This window comes from Burkholderia semiarida, from assembly GCF_029268935.1.
Lineage (GTDB): Bacteria > Pseudomonadota > Gammaproteobacteria > Burkholderiales > Burkholderiaceae > Burkholderia > Burkholderia semiarida.
The window spans coordinates 44,923-60,993 of the sequence record NZ_JAHLCL010000002.1; the positions used below are offsets into that span (position 1 = coordinate 44,923).

At 65.0% G+C, this 16,071-nt stretch carries 14 protein-coding genes and 1 pseudogene; 4 read left to right on the forward strand and 11 right to left on the reverse strand.

The window, feature by feature from the left end; all coding sequences use genetic code 11:
• Window positions 1-438: 438 nt before the first annotated feature.
• The 7 genes from KPB06_RS03655 to KPB06_RS03685 form a co-directional block, all read right to left on the reverse strand.
• Window positions 439-1,815: an MATE family efflux transporter gene (locus KPB06_RS03655; protein WP_059579606.1), complete on the reverse strand. Its 1,377-nt coding sequence runs from the start codon at window positions 1,813-1,815 to the stop codon at window positions 439-441.
• On the reverse strand, window positions 1,812-2,849 hold the full coding sequence (locus KPB06_RS03660) for a cysteine synthase family protein (RefSeq protein WP_059579603.1): 1,038 nt from the start codon (window positions 2,847-2,849) through the stop codon (window positions 1,812-1,814). Before KPB06_RS03660 ends, KPB06_RS03655 begins: the two co-directional genes overlap by 4 nt.
• A 2-nt stretch (window positions 2,850-2,851) precedes the next feature.
• A complete protein-coding gene (locus tag KPB06_RS03665) occupies window positions 2,852-4,234 on the reverse strand; it encodes an alanine racemase (RefSeq protein ID WP_059579601.1) in 1,383 nt (460 codons plus the stop codon).
• On the reverse strand, window positions 4,228-5,397 hold the full coding sequence (locus tag KPB06_RS03670; RefSeq protein WP_226094377.1) for an ornithine cyclodeaminase family protein: 1,170 nt from the start codon (window positions 5,395-5,397) through the stop codon (window positions 4,228-4,230). The genes KPB06_RS03665 and KPB06_RS03670 overlap by 7 nt, the downstream gene beginning before the upstream one ends.
• 687 nt (window positions 5,398-6,084) lie before the next feature.
• Window positions 6,085-6,270, reverse strand: coding sequence for a hypothetical protein (locus KPB06_RS03675; protein ID WP_155634627.1), 186 nt, complete (start codon window positions 6,268-6,270; stop codon window positions 6,085-6,087).
• A 321-nt stretch (window positions 6,271-6,591) separates the two neighbouring features.
• Window positions 6,592-7,134 carry a hypothetical protein gene (locus tag KPB06_RS03680; RefSeq protein WP_275905446.1) on the reverse strand — a complete coding sequence of 181 codons (543 nt, stop codon included), beginning with the start codon at window positions 7,132-7,134 and terminating at the stop codon, window positions 6,592-6,594.
• A 371-nt stretch (window positions 7,135-7,505) separates the two neighbouring features.
• The gene (locus tag KPB06_RS03685) at window positions 7,506-9,491 is read right to left on the reverse strand and encodes a gamma-glutamyltransferase family protein (protein WP_124659522.1); all 1,986 of its coding nucleotides are present in this window, start codon (window positions 9,489-9,491) and stop codon (window positions 7,506-7,508) included.
• A 607-nt stretch (window positions 9,492-10,098) separates the two neighbouring features.
• Between KPB06_RS03685 and KPB06_RS03690 the strand changes: the two genes are divergently transcribed.
• Complete coding sequence (locus KPB06_RS03690; protein WP_275905447.1) at window positions 10,099-11,034, forward strand: tyrosine-type recombinase/integrase; 936 nt, start codon at window positions 10,099-10,101, stop codon at window positions 11,032-11,034.
• Window positions 11,035-11,073: 39 nt separating this feature from the next.
• Here the strand turns inward: KPB06_RS03690 and KPB06_RS03695 are convergent, their stop codons facing one another.
• From KPB06_RS03695 to KPB06_RS03705, 3 genes are all read right to left on the reverse strand, one after another.
• On the reverse strand, window positions 11,074-11,553 hold the full coding sequence (locus tag KPB06_RS03695; RefSeq protein ID WP_060317467.1) for an RES family NAD+ phosphorylase: 480 nt from the start codon (window positions 11,551-11,553) through the stop codon (window positions 11,074-11,076).
• Complete coding sequence (gene parS, locus KPB06_RS03700) at window positions 11,550-12,005, reverse strand: type II RES/Xre toxin-antitoxin system antitoxin (protein WP_006480981.1); 456 nt, start codon at window positions 12,003-12,005, stop codon at window positions 11,550-11,552. Before parS ends, KPB06_RS03695 begins: the two co-directional genes overlap by 4 nt.
• A gap of 350 nt (window positions 12,006-12,355) precedes the next feature.
• Entirely contained in the window at window positions 12,356-12,997 is a 642-nt protein-coding gene (locus tag KPB06_RS03705) for an HD domain-containing protein (RefSeq protein ID WP_275905448.1), read from the reverse strand.
• A 172-nt stretch (window positions 12,998-13,169) separates the two neighbouring features.
• On the opposite strand from KPB06_RS03705, the gene KPB06_RS03710 reads away from it, so the two are divergent.
• The 3 genes from KPB06_RS03710 to KPB06_RS03720 all read left to right on the forward strand — a co-directional run bounded on the left by KPB06_RS03710 (window position 13,170) and on the right by KPB06_RS03720 (window position 15,733).
• Window positions 13,170-14,135 (forward strand): GlxA family transcriptional regulator, encoded by a 966-nt coding sequence (locus tag KPB06_RS03710; RefSeq protein ID WP_089466000.1) that lies wholly within the window; start codon window positions 13,170-13,172, stop codon window positions 14,133-14,135.
• Between the two features lie 287 nt (window positions 14,136-14,422).
• Window positions 14,423-14,734, forward strand: a complete 312-nt coding sequence (locus KPB06_RS03715) for a DUF4148 domain-containing protein (protein WP_060317460.1) — start codon at window positions 14,423-14,425, stop codon at window positions 14,732-14,734.
• A gap of 285 nt (window positions 14,735-15,019) precedes the next feature.
• Window positions 15,020-15,733 carry a dienelactone hydrolase family protein gene (locus KPB06_RS03720; protein WP_059579575.1) on the forward strand — a complete coding sequence of 238 codons (714 nt, stop codon included), beginning with the start codon at window positions 15,020-15,022 and terminating at the stop codon, window positions 15,731-15,733.
• A gap of 132 nt (window positions 15,734-15,865) precedes the next feature.
• Here the strand turns inward: KPB06_RS03720 and KPB06_RS03725 are convergent.
• Window positions 15,866-16,071, reverse strand: a pseudogene (locus tag KPB06_RS03725) (multidrug transporter); the annotation flags it as partial.

The window sequence follows — 16,071 nt, forward strand, 5'->3', positions numbered from 1 at the left end:
TTGCAGAAGCCACGGCCCGATCGAGCTAGAAAACTTTACAAATCTCCGTGATTTCAATTTCGCATGCTCGTATAGTTCCGTCGATTATTTACATCGTTTGAATTTGCGACAGTCAATTGCCACGCCGATAATTCAGGAAAATCGATTGATCCGATCCTGCTGCCTGAACGCAGTCAAATCTTCCCCGTCCGTTCGAATATTCCCTGACTGAATCGGCAAAAAATCCTGATTCACGCAACCAGCCGGTCGACGCATCTCGCGACACCCGCTCCTGATCGATCGAACGGCGGGCACATCGCCGGCGTGGCGACAGCGACAAACCGCGTACTGCCATCGGTCGACAGTATGCGAACGGCGCTGCATCCGGCGCCGGCCAGTATGGCCGGGCATGCTGGCACCGCATCTGTATCCGTGTGCTCGTCGGTACCGCTAGCCAGTTCACGAATGCCCGCCCGACGGGCGTTTCGCCATCGCGCGAAGGCGGCCCTCGAACTTGTGCAGCAACATCGACGCCGTGGCCGCAAGGCCGATGGCGAGTCCGCTCCATATGCCATAGATGCCGTATCCCAGCAGCACACCGGCCACCCAGGCGACCGGCAGACCGATGACCCAGTATCCGACGATCGATATCCGGAACGAACTCGTTACGTCACCGAGCCCTCGCAAGATGCCGACGCCGATGTTCTGACTGCAATCGAAGATTTGCAGCAGTGCCGCGATCGTCAGCAGCCCGCCGGCGAGTCGCAGCACTTCGGCACTCGCGGCCACCCGGTTATCGAGAAACGGCGCAAGCACGCGCGCCGGTGCGACCAGATATGGCAGCGCGACGATCACCATGATCACGACGCCCGACGCGAGCCCGGTATAGCCGAGTCGACGCGCCCCGCGATAGTCGTGCCGTGCACACGCATGGCTGATGCTGATCGACGACGCATGAGACAAGCCGACGGAAATCATGAACACGATGTAGATCACCTGATTCACGATTGTCTGGGCGGCGAGCGCATCGGCGCCGAGCGTCCCGATCACGAGCGTGAGGACGGTAAAGAACGCTGCCTCCGATCCATAGGTTGCCGCAATCGGCAAACCCATCCGCCACGTCCGCGCCAACGTATCGGCATCGGCACGCCAGACGGCGAGCGACAAGTGTTCGGACAGTTCCGGCCGGCGCCTAGCGATCGTCAGGAACGCGATGAAGGAAAGCAGGTACACGCAACTGGTTGCGCACGCAATGCCGATCAGGCCGAGCTTCGGAAATCCGAACCGGCCGAACATCAATGCATAGTCGAGCGCGGCGTTGACGACGATCGATACGATCGTGATCGCCAATAGCGGCCCAGGCCTGCGCAATCCGACGGTATATTGTCGAAGCACCTGAAACCAGAGACACGGCAACATGCCGGGCGCGGCCGCCGCCAGATAGAACGATGTTTGCCGCGCGACGTCGGGATCCTGCCCGAGCCAGACAAGCGGCATTTCGATGCACAGCATCATCAATGCAAACACCAGTGCCGCAAGCGTCGACAACGCAAAGCCGGACCGCACCAGCCGCATGATTTCCGCATGCGCGTGCTGGCCGTTCGCGAACGCGACGAGGTTGCCGGTTCCCGTCACCAGCCCGGTTCCCATCGTCCGGAACTGGTTGAAGATCGTCAGCGCGAGACCGCCAGCGGCGATCTCGCGCGGGCCAAGCATCCCCATCATGACGATGTCGGTGGTCGTCAGCGCCACCTGTGCGAGCTGCGTGAGAACGAGCGGAGCGGCAAGCACGCCGATTTGTCTGGCATCGAGCCAGACTTGCCGATGAAGTTTCATACGGCGCGGGAAAATATCGATTCAAGTTCGTGAGCAACCGACTCGTCGAGCAGATTCCGCTCTCGCATCCAGTCGTCGTTGAACACCGTGTCCAGATATTTCTCCCCGCCGTCACAGACCAGGGCCACGAGTGTCGCACCCGCGGGCAGCGAATCGAACATCTTCAACGCGTGCCAGACGACACCGCCTGCCGAGCCGCCGACGAGCAGCGACTTCTTGCGTGCGATATAGCGTGCTGTATTGAATGCGGCCGCGTCCGTCACTTTGAAGCCTTCGTCGAGCAACGCATAGTCGACCAACGCGCCGATCTCGGCGCCGGGCGGTGTCCCGGTGCCCGACTGATAATACGGCCCGCCTTCGCCGCCGAAAACGATCGAGCCGACGGGCTCGACGCCGACGACTCGCGGCGCCGGGCCGGTCGCGAGCAGTTCCCGCGCAGTGCCGAACAGCGACCCGCCGGTGCCGACCGCACCGACCAGAAAGTCGATCCGGTCACCAAGAATGTCGCGCAGCTCATGTGCCAGCCCGCGATAACCGTTACCGTTCGCGGGATTGTTGTGCTGCTCCGTCCAGATGCCGTCCGGATCGTCGGCCGCCATGCGCTTGGCAAGTGCGTCCCGGTCCGCCGTCGCGATCTCGTCGCCGTCGCTCACGTAGACGAGTGCCGCGCCGAAGGCCTGCATCGCGCGCAACTTGTCTTTCGATGCGTGACGATCCACGACCGCGGTGAACCGATAGCCGCGCTCGGCCGACAACAGCGCGAGCCCCATGCCCGTATTGCCGGAGGTCGATTCGATCACATGCCCGGCCGGCCGGAGACTCCCGTCCCGTTCGGCTTCATCGAGCATCTGCCTTGCCATCCGGATCTTGGCGCTGCCGGTCGGATTCGTCGACTCGAGTTTAAGCAGGATGCGCGCGCCGTCGGCGCCGCGAATCAATTCGAACAACGGCGTGCGGCCGACAAGATCCGATACCTTCGACACGATCGCAGGTACGGTGATCGTGGCTTGCTCACCGAGAAAGCGTACATTCATGGTCAGGCTCCCGGAAACTGGAAGAGGCGATCGACGCGCCAACGCGGCCGTGCGCCGTCAAGTGCCAAGACAAGCTTGGGGGGAAGCGGCAGCTCGTGAAACGAAGATTCGTTCGAATCCATCTGGTAGCCGGCCGTGTTTGGGTAGATCAGCAGATCGCCGGGTTCCGGGCGCTGCCCGAATGCGATCTTGCGCCAGGTCAGCATGTCCGAATCGAGGCAGCTCGCCCCGCCGACACAGGCGCGATAAGGCGTGCCCGTGCGCGGCGATCGCGAGGGCTCGCGCGCCGCGCTCAGCAGTTCCGGATCGGGCAGGAATTCGCTGGCGAACCATTGCTCCGAAACGCTGAAGCTCGTGCCATTGACGGTCGCGATGCCATAGTCGCCGCAGTCCTTCACGCCCTGCACGGCAAAGACCGTGAATCCTGCCTGATCCAGCAGTGCACGCCCCGGTTCCAGCATGATTTTCAGGCCATACTCGCGGGCCAGTTCGGCGAGTGTTGCGGACTCCGTGTCGGGAGTGCCCGCCAGGATTGCATCGAGCATCCGCGCGCCGCTGCAGGCAGAGTGATACGGATAGAAGCCGCCGAATACCTTGTTCGCGTGGTAATCGTCCGGCCGGTGTGCGCGCTGGAATGCGCGCCAGTCGCTCTCGCTGGCGTACGACATCGCGAAGCCGCCGCCGATATTGATCGTGTTCGGCGCAAGGCCGAGTTCACGAGCAGCCATGCACGCACGCATCGCCATCGCGGCCTGATTGCAGCGCTCCATCGCGCTGTACCCGGACAGATGAAACGAGAACCCTTCAAGGGCGACCGACGCCTGCGTCGCGGCACAGGTCGACAGCGCAACGCGCAGCGCCTCGGCACTCAATCCGAATCGACTATCGCCTCGTGCCGTGGGCGCCATGCGCAACAGAATGCGCGCGGTCCGCCTGGCCTGTCCCGAGAGCGCGATCAGCCGATCGAGTTCCTCCTCGCTGTCGATCGCGATCAACGCATCGTGCGAAACCGCGAGCCGCAGCAGCGCCTCCGACTTCGACGGCCCGGATACGCCGATATCGGTCCCGCACACCCCGGCGGCCAACGCTTCCGAGAATTCGCCCGTGCTCGCGACGTCGACGCCGATCCCGGATGCCGCGGCCGCATGCGCGAAGCATCGCGCCTTGTTCGCCTTCTTCGCATAGTAAATGCGCCCAGACACCTGGCGATCGTCCAGTACGCGCTGAAATTCGGCGACATTGCGCGCGAAGCGCCCGGGAAACAGGAAATGAACGGGTGCGTCGAAGCCATCGACAAGATCGTGGATCATCGCCTGATGTCCGTCCACGAAATCGCGCAGTAGCGGATCCCACAACGCGGGCAATCGGGGAATATCCGTCACCATAGTTCGACTTCCCGACCGAGCCTTTTCGCCAGCGCGGCATCGGCCAACACGCGCCCGAGCGCGATGTCCGTCACGATCATTCCGCTGTTGAACGCGTAAACGATATCGGTGTCGTTGCGCCGTGCAGGCTTGCGGCCCAGCAGTATGTCCGGCAACTCGGCGTCGACAGCAGGCAGTTTTCCGGCTTCGTCCACGAGATCGGCGCCGGTCACCTGCATTTGCGCCTCGCTCGTCGCGATGCGGTAATCGGCGCAATGCAGCGCGTCAGCATGAATTCCGTATCCGACCAGCAGCGCCAGCGCGCCCGGCTTCAGCGCCGCGTGCCGCACGGCCTCCGATACACCGGCGCCAGCCACGCCCAGCACGATGTCGGCCTCGTTCGCGGAGGCGACGAGATCCTTCGACACTTCGATGTCACGATCCGGGTGAAAGCGCTTCAGCGTATTGCGCACGGCGTCGATTCCCGACTCGTAGTGACCGTGCACGATCACGCGCTCGACGTCCGGCAATGCGGTGAGCAGGAACGGCGCCGCCATCCGCCCCTGCGTGCCCGTGCCGACGACGAGAGCCGTTCGCGCCCGCGGCGCCGCCGCGCGCGCGATCAGGGCCGACACCGCCGGCGTGCGCAGCGACCCGACCAGGCTGCCGTCCATCAGCGCGACAGGCAAGCCCGTTTCGTCGTCGAACAGCAACAACGTCGTGTAGTACTTCTGAAGTTCGCGGTTATGTTCCGGATCGAACTTATACGACGTCTTGAAACCGACCGTTCTGCGTCCACCGTCTCGACCCAGCATCGAGTACGCGACGGAATGCTTGTCCGCCGGCTGGCTCATCAGCTTGCGCGGATTGTCGGATTCGCCGGTGCCGAGGCCAAGGTATGCCCGTTCGACGGCTTCGAGCACCATCGATGGGTCGTAGTCGAGTTCGTCGATCGTGCGCTTGCCAAGCACCAGGAGTTTCGAGGGTTGCGTCGCGAGCCGCAGCCGAATGTCCGCGTCGGGTTTGGCGTCATCTGCCATCGTGGATATCATCGTATTCACTCGTGTCTCACCGAATTTCACGTATCGAAGGGGCCTGCCGCATGCATCGTGCAGGTTGACTTGAACACGGATGTAACGGGGCGACGCCGGTGGACCGGATCGCCTCGTCGCCGCGCCATTCATCGTGTGCAATGGGTTTCGACATCGGCCATGAATCGGACGGATCGATCCCGTCGAAAAGAGTCATTTGTTTCCCTCGTGTGAAATCCGGCACTCACCTGTCTGACATCAGGCGAATACGCCGCTTTCGGTGTCGACGACCGATGCACCGCGTGGTGCATTTCGCGGTCGTCTTCTCTCGATATTGTTCGGTGGAGATGAATCGGATGTGTCGGTCGACTGGCGACACGTTCCATTACCGCGGGTGCTTCATGCTTAGCGGCGTATTCATCATGCGATCTCGTTTTTCAACGGTCGGATTACAGATAATAAAAAGTAATTTGCAACCATTTCATTTTTCATCGAACGCCTTCTTATAATTTCGCAATCCGAATCAATTTAATTGTGAAATACCTTATTAGCACCAATGCGAATCACAAGATGACACGCAATTGACACCGATCAGATAATCATCGCTTCGATCACGAAAATAACGTGCTACCCCTGCGATTCATCAGGCACGGGCTGACGAGTTCAGAAAATTCGGCGGGATTCTCCCAACGTCGGCATAGCCTGCTTTGCAGGCGGCCCTCAAAGTCACATCGATCTGAAACCCCATCAACGTCGATGGTGGCGATCGACAGAGAATACAAATCGCTCGTATTTATAAACCAACCCCCACTTTTCTTGCAAACACTTTATTTAATAATTTCAAATACCTTTACGGCGATCGTCATTGAGCCATGAAAGTGAAAATTGCGAGCGATAGCTGCTTGATAGCAGCATCGAAAGGCCCGGCTTGCGCGCCGACGTGAGGTTGCTGCGCCCGTCAATGTGCGGCCCGGGCATCCAGGCGTGAAGAGATACGGAAACACCGGACAAGGCGGGCTCATCCATTCCACGGCGCTCCGATGTCACTCAACATGCCGCCTGGACGATAGGCTCCTTGAAGTCGCCAAAGCGCCCCGCATCGGGGGCCGCCGAAATGTTCGGGGTGGATACGCCGTTCCGGTGTCCCCGGCCCGATAGCCGTCTCCTTTCGGCGTCGAGTTCAGTCGAGCGCCCACTTTTTTATTTCTGTCATCCTAATCAATATCGATGCACTCATGCTGCCGTGTTTCGACATGAGACACCGCGCACGACACATCGCGTTTCCCCAATAGAAAAGCCCGGCCCGCATCGAAGCGGGCCGGGCCGTGACGCGATGCGTGCTACTTGTTACAGCGCGCCGCCTTGCGCCGACGCCGAGCCCTTCACGCCAACCGACGCGCCGCCCTGCACCGAGTTCGTCGCGCCTTCGAGCGCCTCGCCGGCCTTCGCCTTCGCGCCGCGGGCGACGTCGCCCGCGGTCGACACCGCGCCTTGTGCATGGCTCTTCGCCGAGCCGGCGACGCGCTTCACGTGCGACTTCGTCGTGTGGACGGCCGACGCCGTCGCATCCTTCGTCGCGCCGGCCGCCGAACCGACCGCCTGCGTCGCGCCGCCGACCGCCGCGCCGGCTGCCGAGCCCACGCCGCCGACCGTCTTGCCGACGCCGTTCAGCGCGCCGCCGACGACATCGCCCGCGCCCGAACCCGAACCTGCCGCATTCACGCCGCCGCCGGCCTGCACACCCACGCCGCCGCCGAGCAGCGGCGTCTGGACCTGGGCGCCGACGCCTGCGGAACCCTGCGCACCGGTCTGGGCCGTCTGTGCGAATGCAGCCGAAGTCGCCATCGCCGTCAGAGCGGCACCCAGCAGAATCGTGCGAATCGTGTTCATGGTCATTCTCCCCAAAGACGTTGTTGCTGCGGGCCGCCTTCGTGCGGCTTGTCGCATGCCTCGCCGCGACATGCGGCAGGTGGAGCTAATGTAGCGGCGGCGGCGTGCAAAACGATCGAATTGCGGGGACTGTTACTTCCGTTGCAAATGCTGACGATTGACTCACACTGTTTGACAATCGGACGTTTACGGCGGGGCGGCCGCTCTATTCGACGATGGACGGGCGTGGCCCGGGCCGGCAGACGTGCTTCATGCCGGCCGCCTCATCTGCATTCCGAAGGACGAGGATCGCGTGGCCGTCGATGCGGCCGCGTCACGATGCACGGCCCGGCCGCTAACGAGCGGACCGGGGCCGTGCGTACGCTGCCCGGTTACGGCCGGAACGTATCGCCGAGCACGATGCCTTCGCGACGCGGATCGGTGCCGCCCTGCAACGCGGGCGACTGGCCGACCGTCACGCGCATCACCGTGTTGACGCCGCTCGCCTGCGCGGACGTCGATACCTTGTGCCCGAGCGCGAGCAGCCCCGTGATCAGCGGATCGTTCGCGCCGTTGTTCGCCGGGTTGACGTTCGGATGCTCGCCGCCGATCGTGGTCGTCGGGCTGTTGCTCGCGCCGAAATCGACGAGCCCCGCCGACTGCTGCGCATCGAGCCCCCAGTCGAGCGCGCCGACCAGCGTCTTGACCACGTATTGCGGAATCGTGCCGCCGCCCGGCGAACCGGTCGCCATCACGAAGTCGCCGCGCGAGCCGTCGGCAGCCTGCCCGAACACGATCGTCGGCGCCATCGAGCTGCGCGGCCGCTTGCCCGGCTGCAGGCGGTTCGCGACCGGATTGCCGGACGTGTCGAGCGGGTTCGCGGAGAAGTCGGTCAACTGGTTGTTCAGCAGGAAGCCGTTGGTCATGTGAAACGAGCCCATGCTCGATTCGACCGTCGTCGTCGCGCTCAGCACGTTGCCGTCGCCATCCACGATCGTGAACTGGTTCGTGCCATGCTCGATCAGCGTCGTGTCGACGCCGAGCGGCACGGCACCGAGATTGCCGGGCTGCGCGGTGCCCATGCTCTTGGCCGGGTCGATCAGCGCCGCGCGCGATTTCAGGTACGGCTTGTTCAGCAACGTGTTCCACGTGCCGCCCGGCAGCGGCACGAAGTCGGTATCGGCCACGTACTTGTCGCGGTCGGCATACGCGAGCCGTTCGGCTTCGGCAATGAGATGAACGCCCGCGACGGTCGGCTTGCCGCCTTCGAGATCGATCGCCGTCGGTTTCAGCGACTTCAGGTCATAGTTCTCGAGGATGCCGAGCGCCGATGCGACCGCGATGCCGCCCGACGACGGCGGCGGCATCCCGCAAACCCAGTAACTGCGATAGGTCGTGCACACCGGGTCGCGGCGCTTCGCCTGATATGCGGCAAGGTCGGCGACGGTCGTCTTTCCCGGCGTGAGCGTCGAGCCGTCCGCGCCCTTCGTCGCGGCGATCTTCGCGACGATGTCCTGCGCGATCTGCCCCGTATACAGCGCATTCGCGCCCGACTGCGCCATCAGCGACAGCGTGCGCGCGTAGGCCGGATTCTTCAGAACGGTGCCGAGCGTCTTCGGCGAACCATCGGCGTTCAGGAAATACGCGGCGGCTTCGGGGTCGCGCTTCAGGTTCGCGGCATTCGCGGCGATCGCGTCGGCCAGCCGGCCGCCGATCGGGAAACCGTTGGTCGCGAGCGTAATCGCATCGCCGAACAGGCTCTGCCACGGCAAGCGGCCGTGATCCTGTTGCAGCGCCTCGATGAGCCGCGGCACGCCGATCGTGCCGATCGAGCGGCCGCTCGCGCGCGCGCTCGGCAGCGGCGCCGAATGATCGGTGGCGTCATCGACGTAGCGCAGGTAGTTCTCGGTCGCGGCGGCCGGCGCGGTTTCGCGGCCGTCGTATGCCTGCAGCGTCTTGCCGCGCGCATCGTAGTAGAGCAGCACGCCGCCCGAGCCGAGGCCCGTCGCCTCGGGCACCGTCAGGCCGAGCACGGCCTGCACGGCGACCGCCGCGTCAGCGGCCGTGCCGCCCTTCTTCAACACCGCGCAACCGGCCGCGCTCGCGTACGCGTTCGACGTGGCTACGAGGTACGTTTTCGCATAGACGGGCTTCATCCCGGTGCGATAGCCCGACGACGCTTCCGGCAGCGACGGGTCGCCCGGCTGGTTCGAGCCCACCACGACCGTCGCGCCGCTGTTGTCGACCGCGAGGCAGCTCGCATCGGCGGAAGGCGCGGTCGTGCGGGCCGCCTCGTTCTCGACGTCGCCGCCACAGGCGGTCAGCAGGGCTGCCGCGAGCAACGCGGACGCATACGGAAAAATCGCTGTTCTGTGCATTGTCTGCCGATGTTCCTGTCGATCGTTGCGATGGGCATCCTGTTGCCGGCAACCGCCTCGGTGCCCGGGCAACGTGTTCGATACTCGCACGGACAAAATTTTTCCGGCAATAGGGAAATCACGTCACGCAGCCGAAAGTTGTGTACGCAACGTCACCGAACCGGCATGCGGTTTTGCCTGCTGCATCGCAATGCGGCTTACATCGCGACGCAAATGGCGTTCGCCGTGCTCGCGCGGCCGGGCAGGCAAGCCCACGCCGGCGCGGCTGCGGCGCCTTCGCCCGACGCGCGGCAGCCGCGCCATTGCGCACGCTGCCCGCGCTTGACAACGCCTGCGTTCTTGCCTGAAGCTCGGCTTCCTCGCACGGCTGGTCGCGTTCATGCCGGCCGGCGGCTAATGGTCAGGAATCCGGATATCGATGCAATGGAACCGCGTACCGGATACGTTCCGCGTCTTCATCACGCTGTTGCGCGTGCTCGTTTGCCTGACGATGAACGATGACGACATCGACGGCACGCGTACCGCGGCCTGACGGGTCGGCATCGCCGCGCTCCGCCCTGGCATCCGGACGATTGCCGGCGTCACCGCGTCCGGCTATAAAACGGAGATGGACACGACTCGCTGGATTCACGACCCCGTCGGCGCGTTTCGCGCCTGGCAGGAAACCACTGCGGCCGGCGCCGGCCGCCGGCCGTTCGCGCCGCGCTCGGTCGTGCAGCACGTCGCGATGTTCGAGCGATTCCTGCGCCACCTGAGCGCACACCGCGTGTCGCTCGCGACATTCGGGCCCGACCACGTCGCAGCCTTCCTCGCCGAACTCGACCGCACCTGCGCGCCCGGCACGTCGACGCGCGTGCGCTATGGGAAGCTGATCGACCGGCTCGGCCGGCATCTGGTCGACACCGGTGTGCGGACGATCCATCCGGCCGGCCGATCGACGCGCGATCTCGCATGGCCGGACGGCGAGCCCGAGCCCTGCTACCTGCCGCCCGATGCCGACGCGGCGCTGCAGCGTCATGTGCAGCCTCGAGCGAACGACACGCCGGCCGACTGCCGGAATCGCGCGATCGTCGCGCTGCTGCTCGCGAGCGGCATCACGTCGGCCGAGATCCGCGCGGCGACAGGCGATGCACTCGATCTCGACGCGCGGCCAGCGGCATTGTCGGTGCCGCGCGATCGCGCGCGGCCGGCGCGCCGGATCGCGCTCGCCGCGTTCGCGGTGGCGCCGCTCGCCGCATGGCGCGCGCACTCGACCGACGTGCCGCCGTCGGCGCGGCTGTTTCCCGCGCCGCGCGGGGGAGCGATGAACGACATGTTCCTGCTGCTGGTCGTACGTGACGCGCTGAACGCGATCGGCTTTCGCGCAGCGGACATGAGCCCGCGCATACTCCGCAATACCTATGCGCGCCGCCAGTTGCTCGCCGGCCACGCGCATGCCGATGTCACGGCGATGCTCGGCCTCGCCAGCATGCGAACGGTCACGCGCATCCGGCAGACGCTGCCGCCCGATGCGGCCGCGGATCGCGCCGCTCACGAGCGCTGAACGCGCGCCGCCGGCGCGGATCGTGTTCCTCCCGGTTCGCTATTCGCCCGGCCTCGACTGGACCAGCCGCAGAATCCGCGTGTCGTACGGCGCTTGCATCACTTCCGCGATACGGATACTGGACGCGGCCGGATGCAGCGGATTCAACAGGAAGTTATGGGCGTGCGGCACGACGACGCTCGGCACGCGCAGCAGCGCGCTCGGCTGCGTGTGCAGCCACTCGGTGCCGGCGCTGCGGGTCCAGTCGACGTTCGTTCGCCAGTCCTCTGGCGCATCGCCTTCGGCGATTTCGGCCACGTCCACGGAATCGGGCACCTCGATACGCAGCAACTGGTAGCCGCTCGGCAATTGCGCGACGGTCGCGATTTCGAAATGAACCAGCGTCTCGAGCAACGCGAGCGCCGGATGCTCGGCGAGATACACAACCGGCTGCCCGGCGAAATGCCAGCGCCCACCGGCCCGCAACCCGCCGACGCCTTTCAGGTCGGCGTAATTGCTGATCCGCCACAGCGTCGTCAAGCGAAATACCCCTCGTCGATCTGCGTGAGGGCCTCTTCGACGAGCCGCGCGCCATGCTCGGTGCTCGCCATGTCGAGCGACGTGCGGCCGCCGAAGCGCTGGAGCCCGTTGCGCAGCCACGCCATCGCCTTGTCCTGGTCGCCGAACGTGGCTGTCGCCTGCGCGACGATGCGTGCGAGACGAATCGCCTTGTCCGACTCTTCCGGCGATAGGCGTTCGTGCGCCTGGCGACGATGGCTCAGCGTGCGGCGCGGGATGATGAAGGCCAGCTCGTCCGATTTCAGCCCGCGCTCGGACAGGCGATCGATCACCGACACGTCGACGCGCGCGCTCGCCAGTTCGGCCAGATCCGCGCCCGAGCGGACGCGGATCGCCAGCAGCTGTTCGAGAATCGTGAATTCGGCCTGACGCGGATGGGCGACGCCCGAAGGATGAAAAGCGATGGTGCTCATGACCTGTCTCCGGCAATTTGCCCAATCATTATAGGCGTTTTGCCGGATGCTTGCGGACGGCCGAGCATCGGGGTTTGCCCGTCGGGCTGGCAGGCCGGTATTTGGGGACACGCGAATCGGAGATTCGCCTCGGGGAGCGCGTACACAAATTCAGTATATAAAATTCACGCGCCTGATTACCCGAAGTTGTCACGTAACAATTTTCCGGCTTCCGGCGGTAATACGCGAGTCGAACGAACGCCCCTTGTCCCCCGGGTTCGGCCAAGGCCGCGAGGGTGGCGTCGGCGCCGAATGCGCCGTACGCCCGGCAGTCGATCAACGTCGGCCGAGGCGCGGCCACCCTCCCCCGCTCAGCCGGCCCATGCGGACGCCCGAATCACGCTGCAGAAGTTGCCCGCACGGAAATGCGGATCCTTGTCCGCGAGCACGTCGGCCTTTACGTTGCCGAACGTCGTGCCGGGCTTGTGCTTGATGCCGTCGTAGAACGCCTGAATGATGTCTTCCTTGAAATGCGGCGTCCGCGGATGCGCGCGCACGACCGCTTCCCGCTCGACGTCGCTGTATTCCGGGTAAGCGAGGCCCAGTACGTCCATTTCGACGCCCGCCGTGACCAGCCCGACGACGGGATGCATGTGTTGCGGAATGCCGGGCGTGGTATGCAGTGCGATCGACGTCCACACGACGTCGATGTCCTGTTGCGATATCCCGTGGCCCTTCAGAAAATCGCGGGCAGCATTGGCACCGTCCACTTCAAAGCGCTCGCATGCGCTGCTGTGCCGGTGCGTGAGCCCCATGTCATGGAACATGCAGCCGCAATAGAGCAGCTCGGGATCGTAGTCGAGCCCGCGGCGCCGGCCCGCCAGCGCCGCGAAATAAAACACGCGGCTCGAGTGATGGAACAACAGCTCGGACTCGGTATCGCGCACGAGTTCGGTAATCTCGCGCGTCAGTCGCGTAGCGGGAAGGGTAATGCCGGCAACACTCACAGTCATGGTCGACCTCCGTGGAAGATACCCTCGATTCTCCGGAGTCCGACGTATGTCTTAAATAGACATGTCACGACAAATTCTGCCATTTTGCGCGATCGACGGACACGACGCCTGCACGGCGAATGCGGCGCCCCTATACTGCTGCGCATCACGTTCGATACAACACGCAACGATCATGCCGAAGGTCGTAGGTATTTTCGCCGTTCCGGGCGTTCAGCTGCTCGACGTCTCCGCGCCGCTCGACGTGTTCGCGCAGGCGAACGCCGAATGCGGGAAACCGTTCTATGCGTTGCGGATCATCGCGGCCGGGCCAGGCCCGATCCGCAGTTCGTCCGGTGCGCGGTTGCTGCCCGACTGGATCGCGCCCGACATCCCCGAGCGCATCGACACGCTGCTGGTCGCCGGCGCGCCGAACGCCGGCCAGATCGCGCTGCGCACCGACCTCCTCGCGTGGCTGCGCGCGGCGGCCGTGCAAAGCAGGCGCTACGGCTCGATCTGCACCGGCGCGTTCCTCCTCGCGGCCACCGGCCTGCTGAAAGGGCGTCACCTGACCACGCACTGGGCCGCTGCCGACGCGCTCGCGCAGGCGTATCCGTCGCTCGCGGTCGACGCCGACGCGCTGTACGTGCGCGACGGCAAGCTGCGCACCGGCGCCGGCGTCACGGCCGGGCTGGATCTGGCGCTCGCACTGGTCGAGGAGGATCTCGGCCGCGAGATCGCGCGGCGGGTCGCCGCGCAACTGGTGATGTTCTTCAAGCGCCCGGGCGGGCAGCTCCAGTTCAGCCGCAAGGGCGAAGCGCGCCCCGCCGGGCGTTCGGTGTTGCAGGAGGTCCAGCGCTGGATCGCGGCGCATCCCGAACTCGAGCATTCGGTGGCCGAGATGGCGAAGCATGCGGGCATGAGCGCGCGCCATTTCGCGCGGTTGTTCCGCGCGGAGGTCGGCATGACGCCGGCCGCGTGGGTCGAGGTGACGCGCATCTCGGCCGCCCGCCGGTTGCTCGAGAACGGCCACGACACGCCGAAGCAGGTCGCCGGGAAATGCGGCTTCGCGAACGTCGATACGCTCAGGCGAGCGTTTACCCGGCATGTCGGCATCACGCCGGCCGAATACCGGAAACGGCAGGCGACCCTGGCGGCGTGATGCGAAACGGGCAATGCCGACGGCCCCGCAAAAATAATTCGGAATGCGATTCAACTGCCCCTCTCGCATCTGTCGCGCCGATCGACTCGATCGCCCCCGAAGGCCCCGCTCGTGCTCCGGCACGCCCGCAATATTCAGACGAAACGCCATGCCGCGCGAATCGTTTACCCAGTTGCAATAATGATTCGCTGCAACGCGTATTTCCGACCGGTAACGCGATCGTTACGATGCAATCAACCGCTGAACGCAACGAGCGAAGCGCGAAATCAACAGAACCGGAGGTCACCATGAAGTCGTTCATCACCGCTGTCGTCGCCGCAACTGCCCTGTCCGCGTCGTACGGCGCATTCGCGCAATCGAACCCGTCGGGCTCGCTCACGCGTGCCCAGGTGCGTGCGGAACTCGTTCAGCTCGAACAGGCCGGCTACAAGCCCGAAGCATCCGATCCGTATTACCCGCGTGCACTGCAGGCCGCCCAGGCCCGCGTGACGAACGCCGATGAAACCGGCTACGGCGCGCAAGCAGCCGCCGGCGCGCGTGCCGGCCGCGCGATCGCGGTCAAGCAGGAAGGCCGCGACTCGATCTATTTCGGCCAGTAAGCCGGATACGCGCCCGCGTATTCACGGCGTACTCGCGCCGTATTCCGATACGCACGTCGTACACGCGACACCCCGCTCCCGTTCACCGGGGCGGGGTGTTTGCTTTCCGGTCGTCCGCTTCCGTCCCCCGGTCGCGCGACGCGGTACCGTTCACGCAGGCGTCCGGTGTTTGCGCATAGAATGGCCCGTGGTCGGCGCCGGCCGGAATGAACGCGAGCGGTATCACGACGCCCGCTGGCCGGCCCGATGTCGCACTCGGCGCATTTTTCGAAAAGGAGCGGTTTCATGTCTCAAACATCCGGTTCCACGATCACGTTTCGCCGCCCGGACGGTCAGGAGCTGCAGGGCTATCTCGCCACGCCGGCACGGACCGAAGGCGCGCCCGCGGTCGTCGTCATCCAGGAATGGTGGGGGTTGAACGACCAGATCCGCGGCGTCGCGGATCGTCTCGCGCGCTGCGGTTACTTCGCGCTCGTGCCCGACCTGTATCGCGGCAAGTCGACCGTCGAGGAGGAAGAAGCACACCACTTGATGACCGGCCTCGATTTCGGCGACGCCGCGTCGCAGGACATTCCCGGCGCGGTCGCGTACCTGAAGACGCTCGCGCCGCGTGTCGCGGTGACGGGCTACTGCATGGGCGGCGCCCTCACGCTGCTGTCGCTGCAGTATGCCGAAGCCGACGCCGGCGTCACGTGGTACGGTCTGCCGCCGCTCGACTACCTCGACCCGGCCAAGCTCAAGGTGCCGCTGATGGGCCACTGGGCGACGCAGGATGCGTTCTTCACGATCGACCAGGTCGACGCACTGGAAAAGAAGCTGACCGATGCGAACGTCGGTTTCGAATTCCACCGCTATCTCGCGCACCATGCGTTCGCGAACGAGACGGCCGTCGGCCCCGGCCGCATCGCCGGCACGCAGTTCGATCCGGTGTGGTCGCAGATGGCGTGGGATCGCACGCTCACGTTCTTCGGCCGGACACTCTGGACGAAGCAAGCGTAACGTCATGCCGCGCCTCGCACGGGCGACGGTACACAAGACAACGCCACGGACTTTCGTCCGTGGCGTTCTCGTTTCCGCATACAGCCGGTTCGACACGCAAGCGCGGCGAACCGCGCTCGCCCTTCTCCATGCTTACCCGTTCGCCGCTGCCGACGCCGGCGCCGGCGCGGCCGCCTTGTCGTAGTCGACCGGCGCATCCGGCGCGCGCGGCGCTTCGCCGGCACGCTGGATCCACCCGCCGCCGAGTGCGCGGTACAGGTCGACCAGGTTCGTCCAGCGGGCCAGACGCGCGCTGATCAGCGACTGCTGCGCCGAGTACAGATCCGTCTGCGCGGTCA

Coding starts and splice junctions, on each gene's coding strand:
- KPB06_RS03685 (WP_124659522.1), bottom strand. CDS start 9,491: ATGCACAGAACAGCGATTTTTCCGTATGCGTCCGCGTTGCTCGCGGCA.
- KPB06_RS03660 (WP_059579603.1), bottom strand. CDS start 2,849: ATGAATGTACGCTTTCTCGGTGAGCAAGCCACGATCACCGTACCTGCG.
- KPB06_RS03680 (WP_275905446.1), bottom strand. CDS start 7,134: ATGAACACGATTCGCACGATTCTGCTGGGTGCCGCTCTGACGGCGATG.
- KPB06_RS03690 (WP_275905447.1), top strand. CDS start 10,099: ATGGACACGACTCGCTGGATTCACGACCCCGTCGGCGCGTTTCGCGCC.
- KPB06_RS03665 (WP_059579601.1), bottom strand. CDS start 4,234: ATGGTGACGGATATTCCCCGATTGCCCGCGTTGTGGGATCCGCTACTG.
- KPB06_RS03675 (WP_155634627.1), bottom strand. CDS start 6,270: ATGGATGAGCCCGCCTTGTCCGGTGTTTCCGTATCTCTTCACGCCTGG.
- KPB06_RS03670 (WP_226094377.1), bottom strand. CDS start 5,397: ATGAATGGCGCGGCGACGAGGCGATCCGGTCCACCGGCGTCGCCCCGT.
- KPB06_RS03655 (WP_059579606.1), bottom strand. CDS start 1,815: ATGAAACTTCATCGGCAAGTCTGGCTCGATGCCAGACAAATCGGCGTG.
- KPB06_RS03705 (WP_275905448.1), bottom strand. CDS start 12,997: ATGACTGTGAGTGTTGCCGGCATTACCCTTCCCGCTACGCGACTGACG.
- KPB06_RS03715 (WP_060317460.1), top strand. CDS start 14,423: ATGAAGTCGTTCATCACCGCTGTCGTCGCCGCAACTGCCCTGTCCGCG.
- KPB06_RS03710 (WP_089466000.1), top strand. CDS start 13,170: ATGCCGAAGGTCGTAGGTATTTTCGCCGTTCCGGGCGTTCAGCTGCTC.
- KPB06_RS03720 (WP_059579575.1), top strand. CDS start 15,020: ATGTCTCAAACATCCGGTTCCACGATCACGTTTCGCCGCCCGGACGGT.
- parS (WP_006480981.1), bottom strand. CDS start 12,005: ATGAGCACCATCGCTTTTCATCCTTCGGGCGTCGCCCATCCGCGTCAG.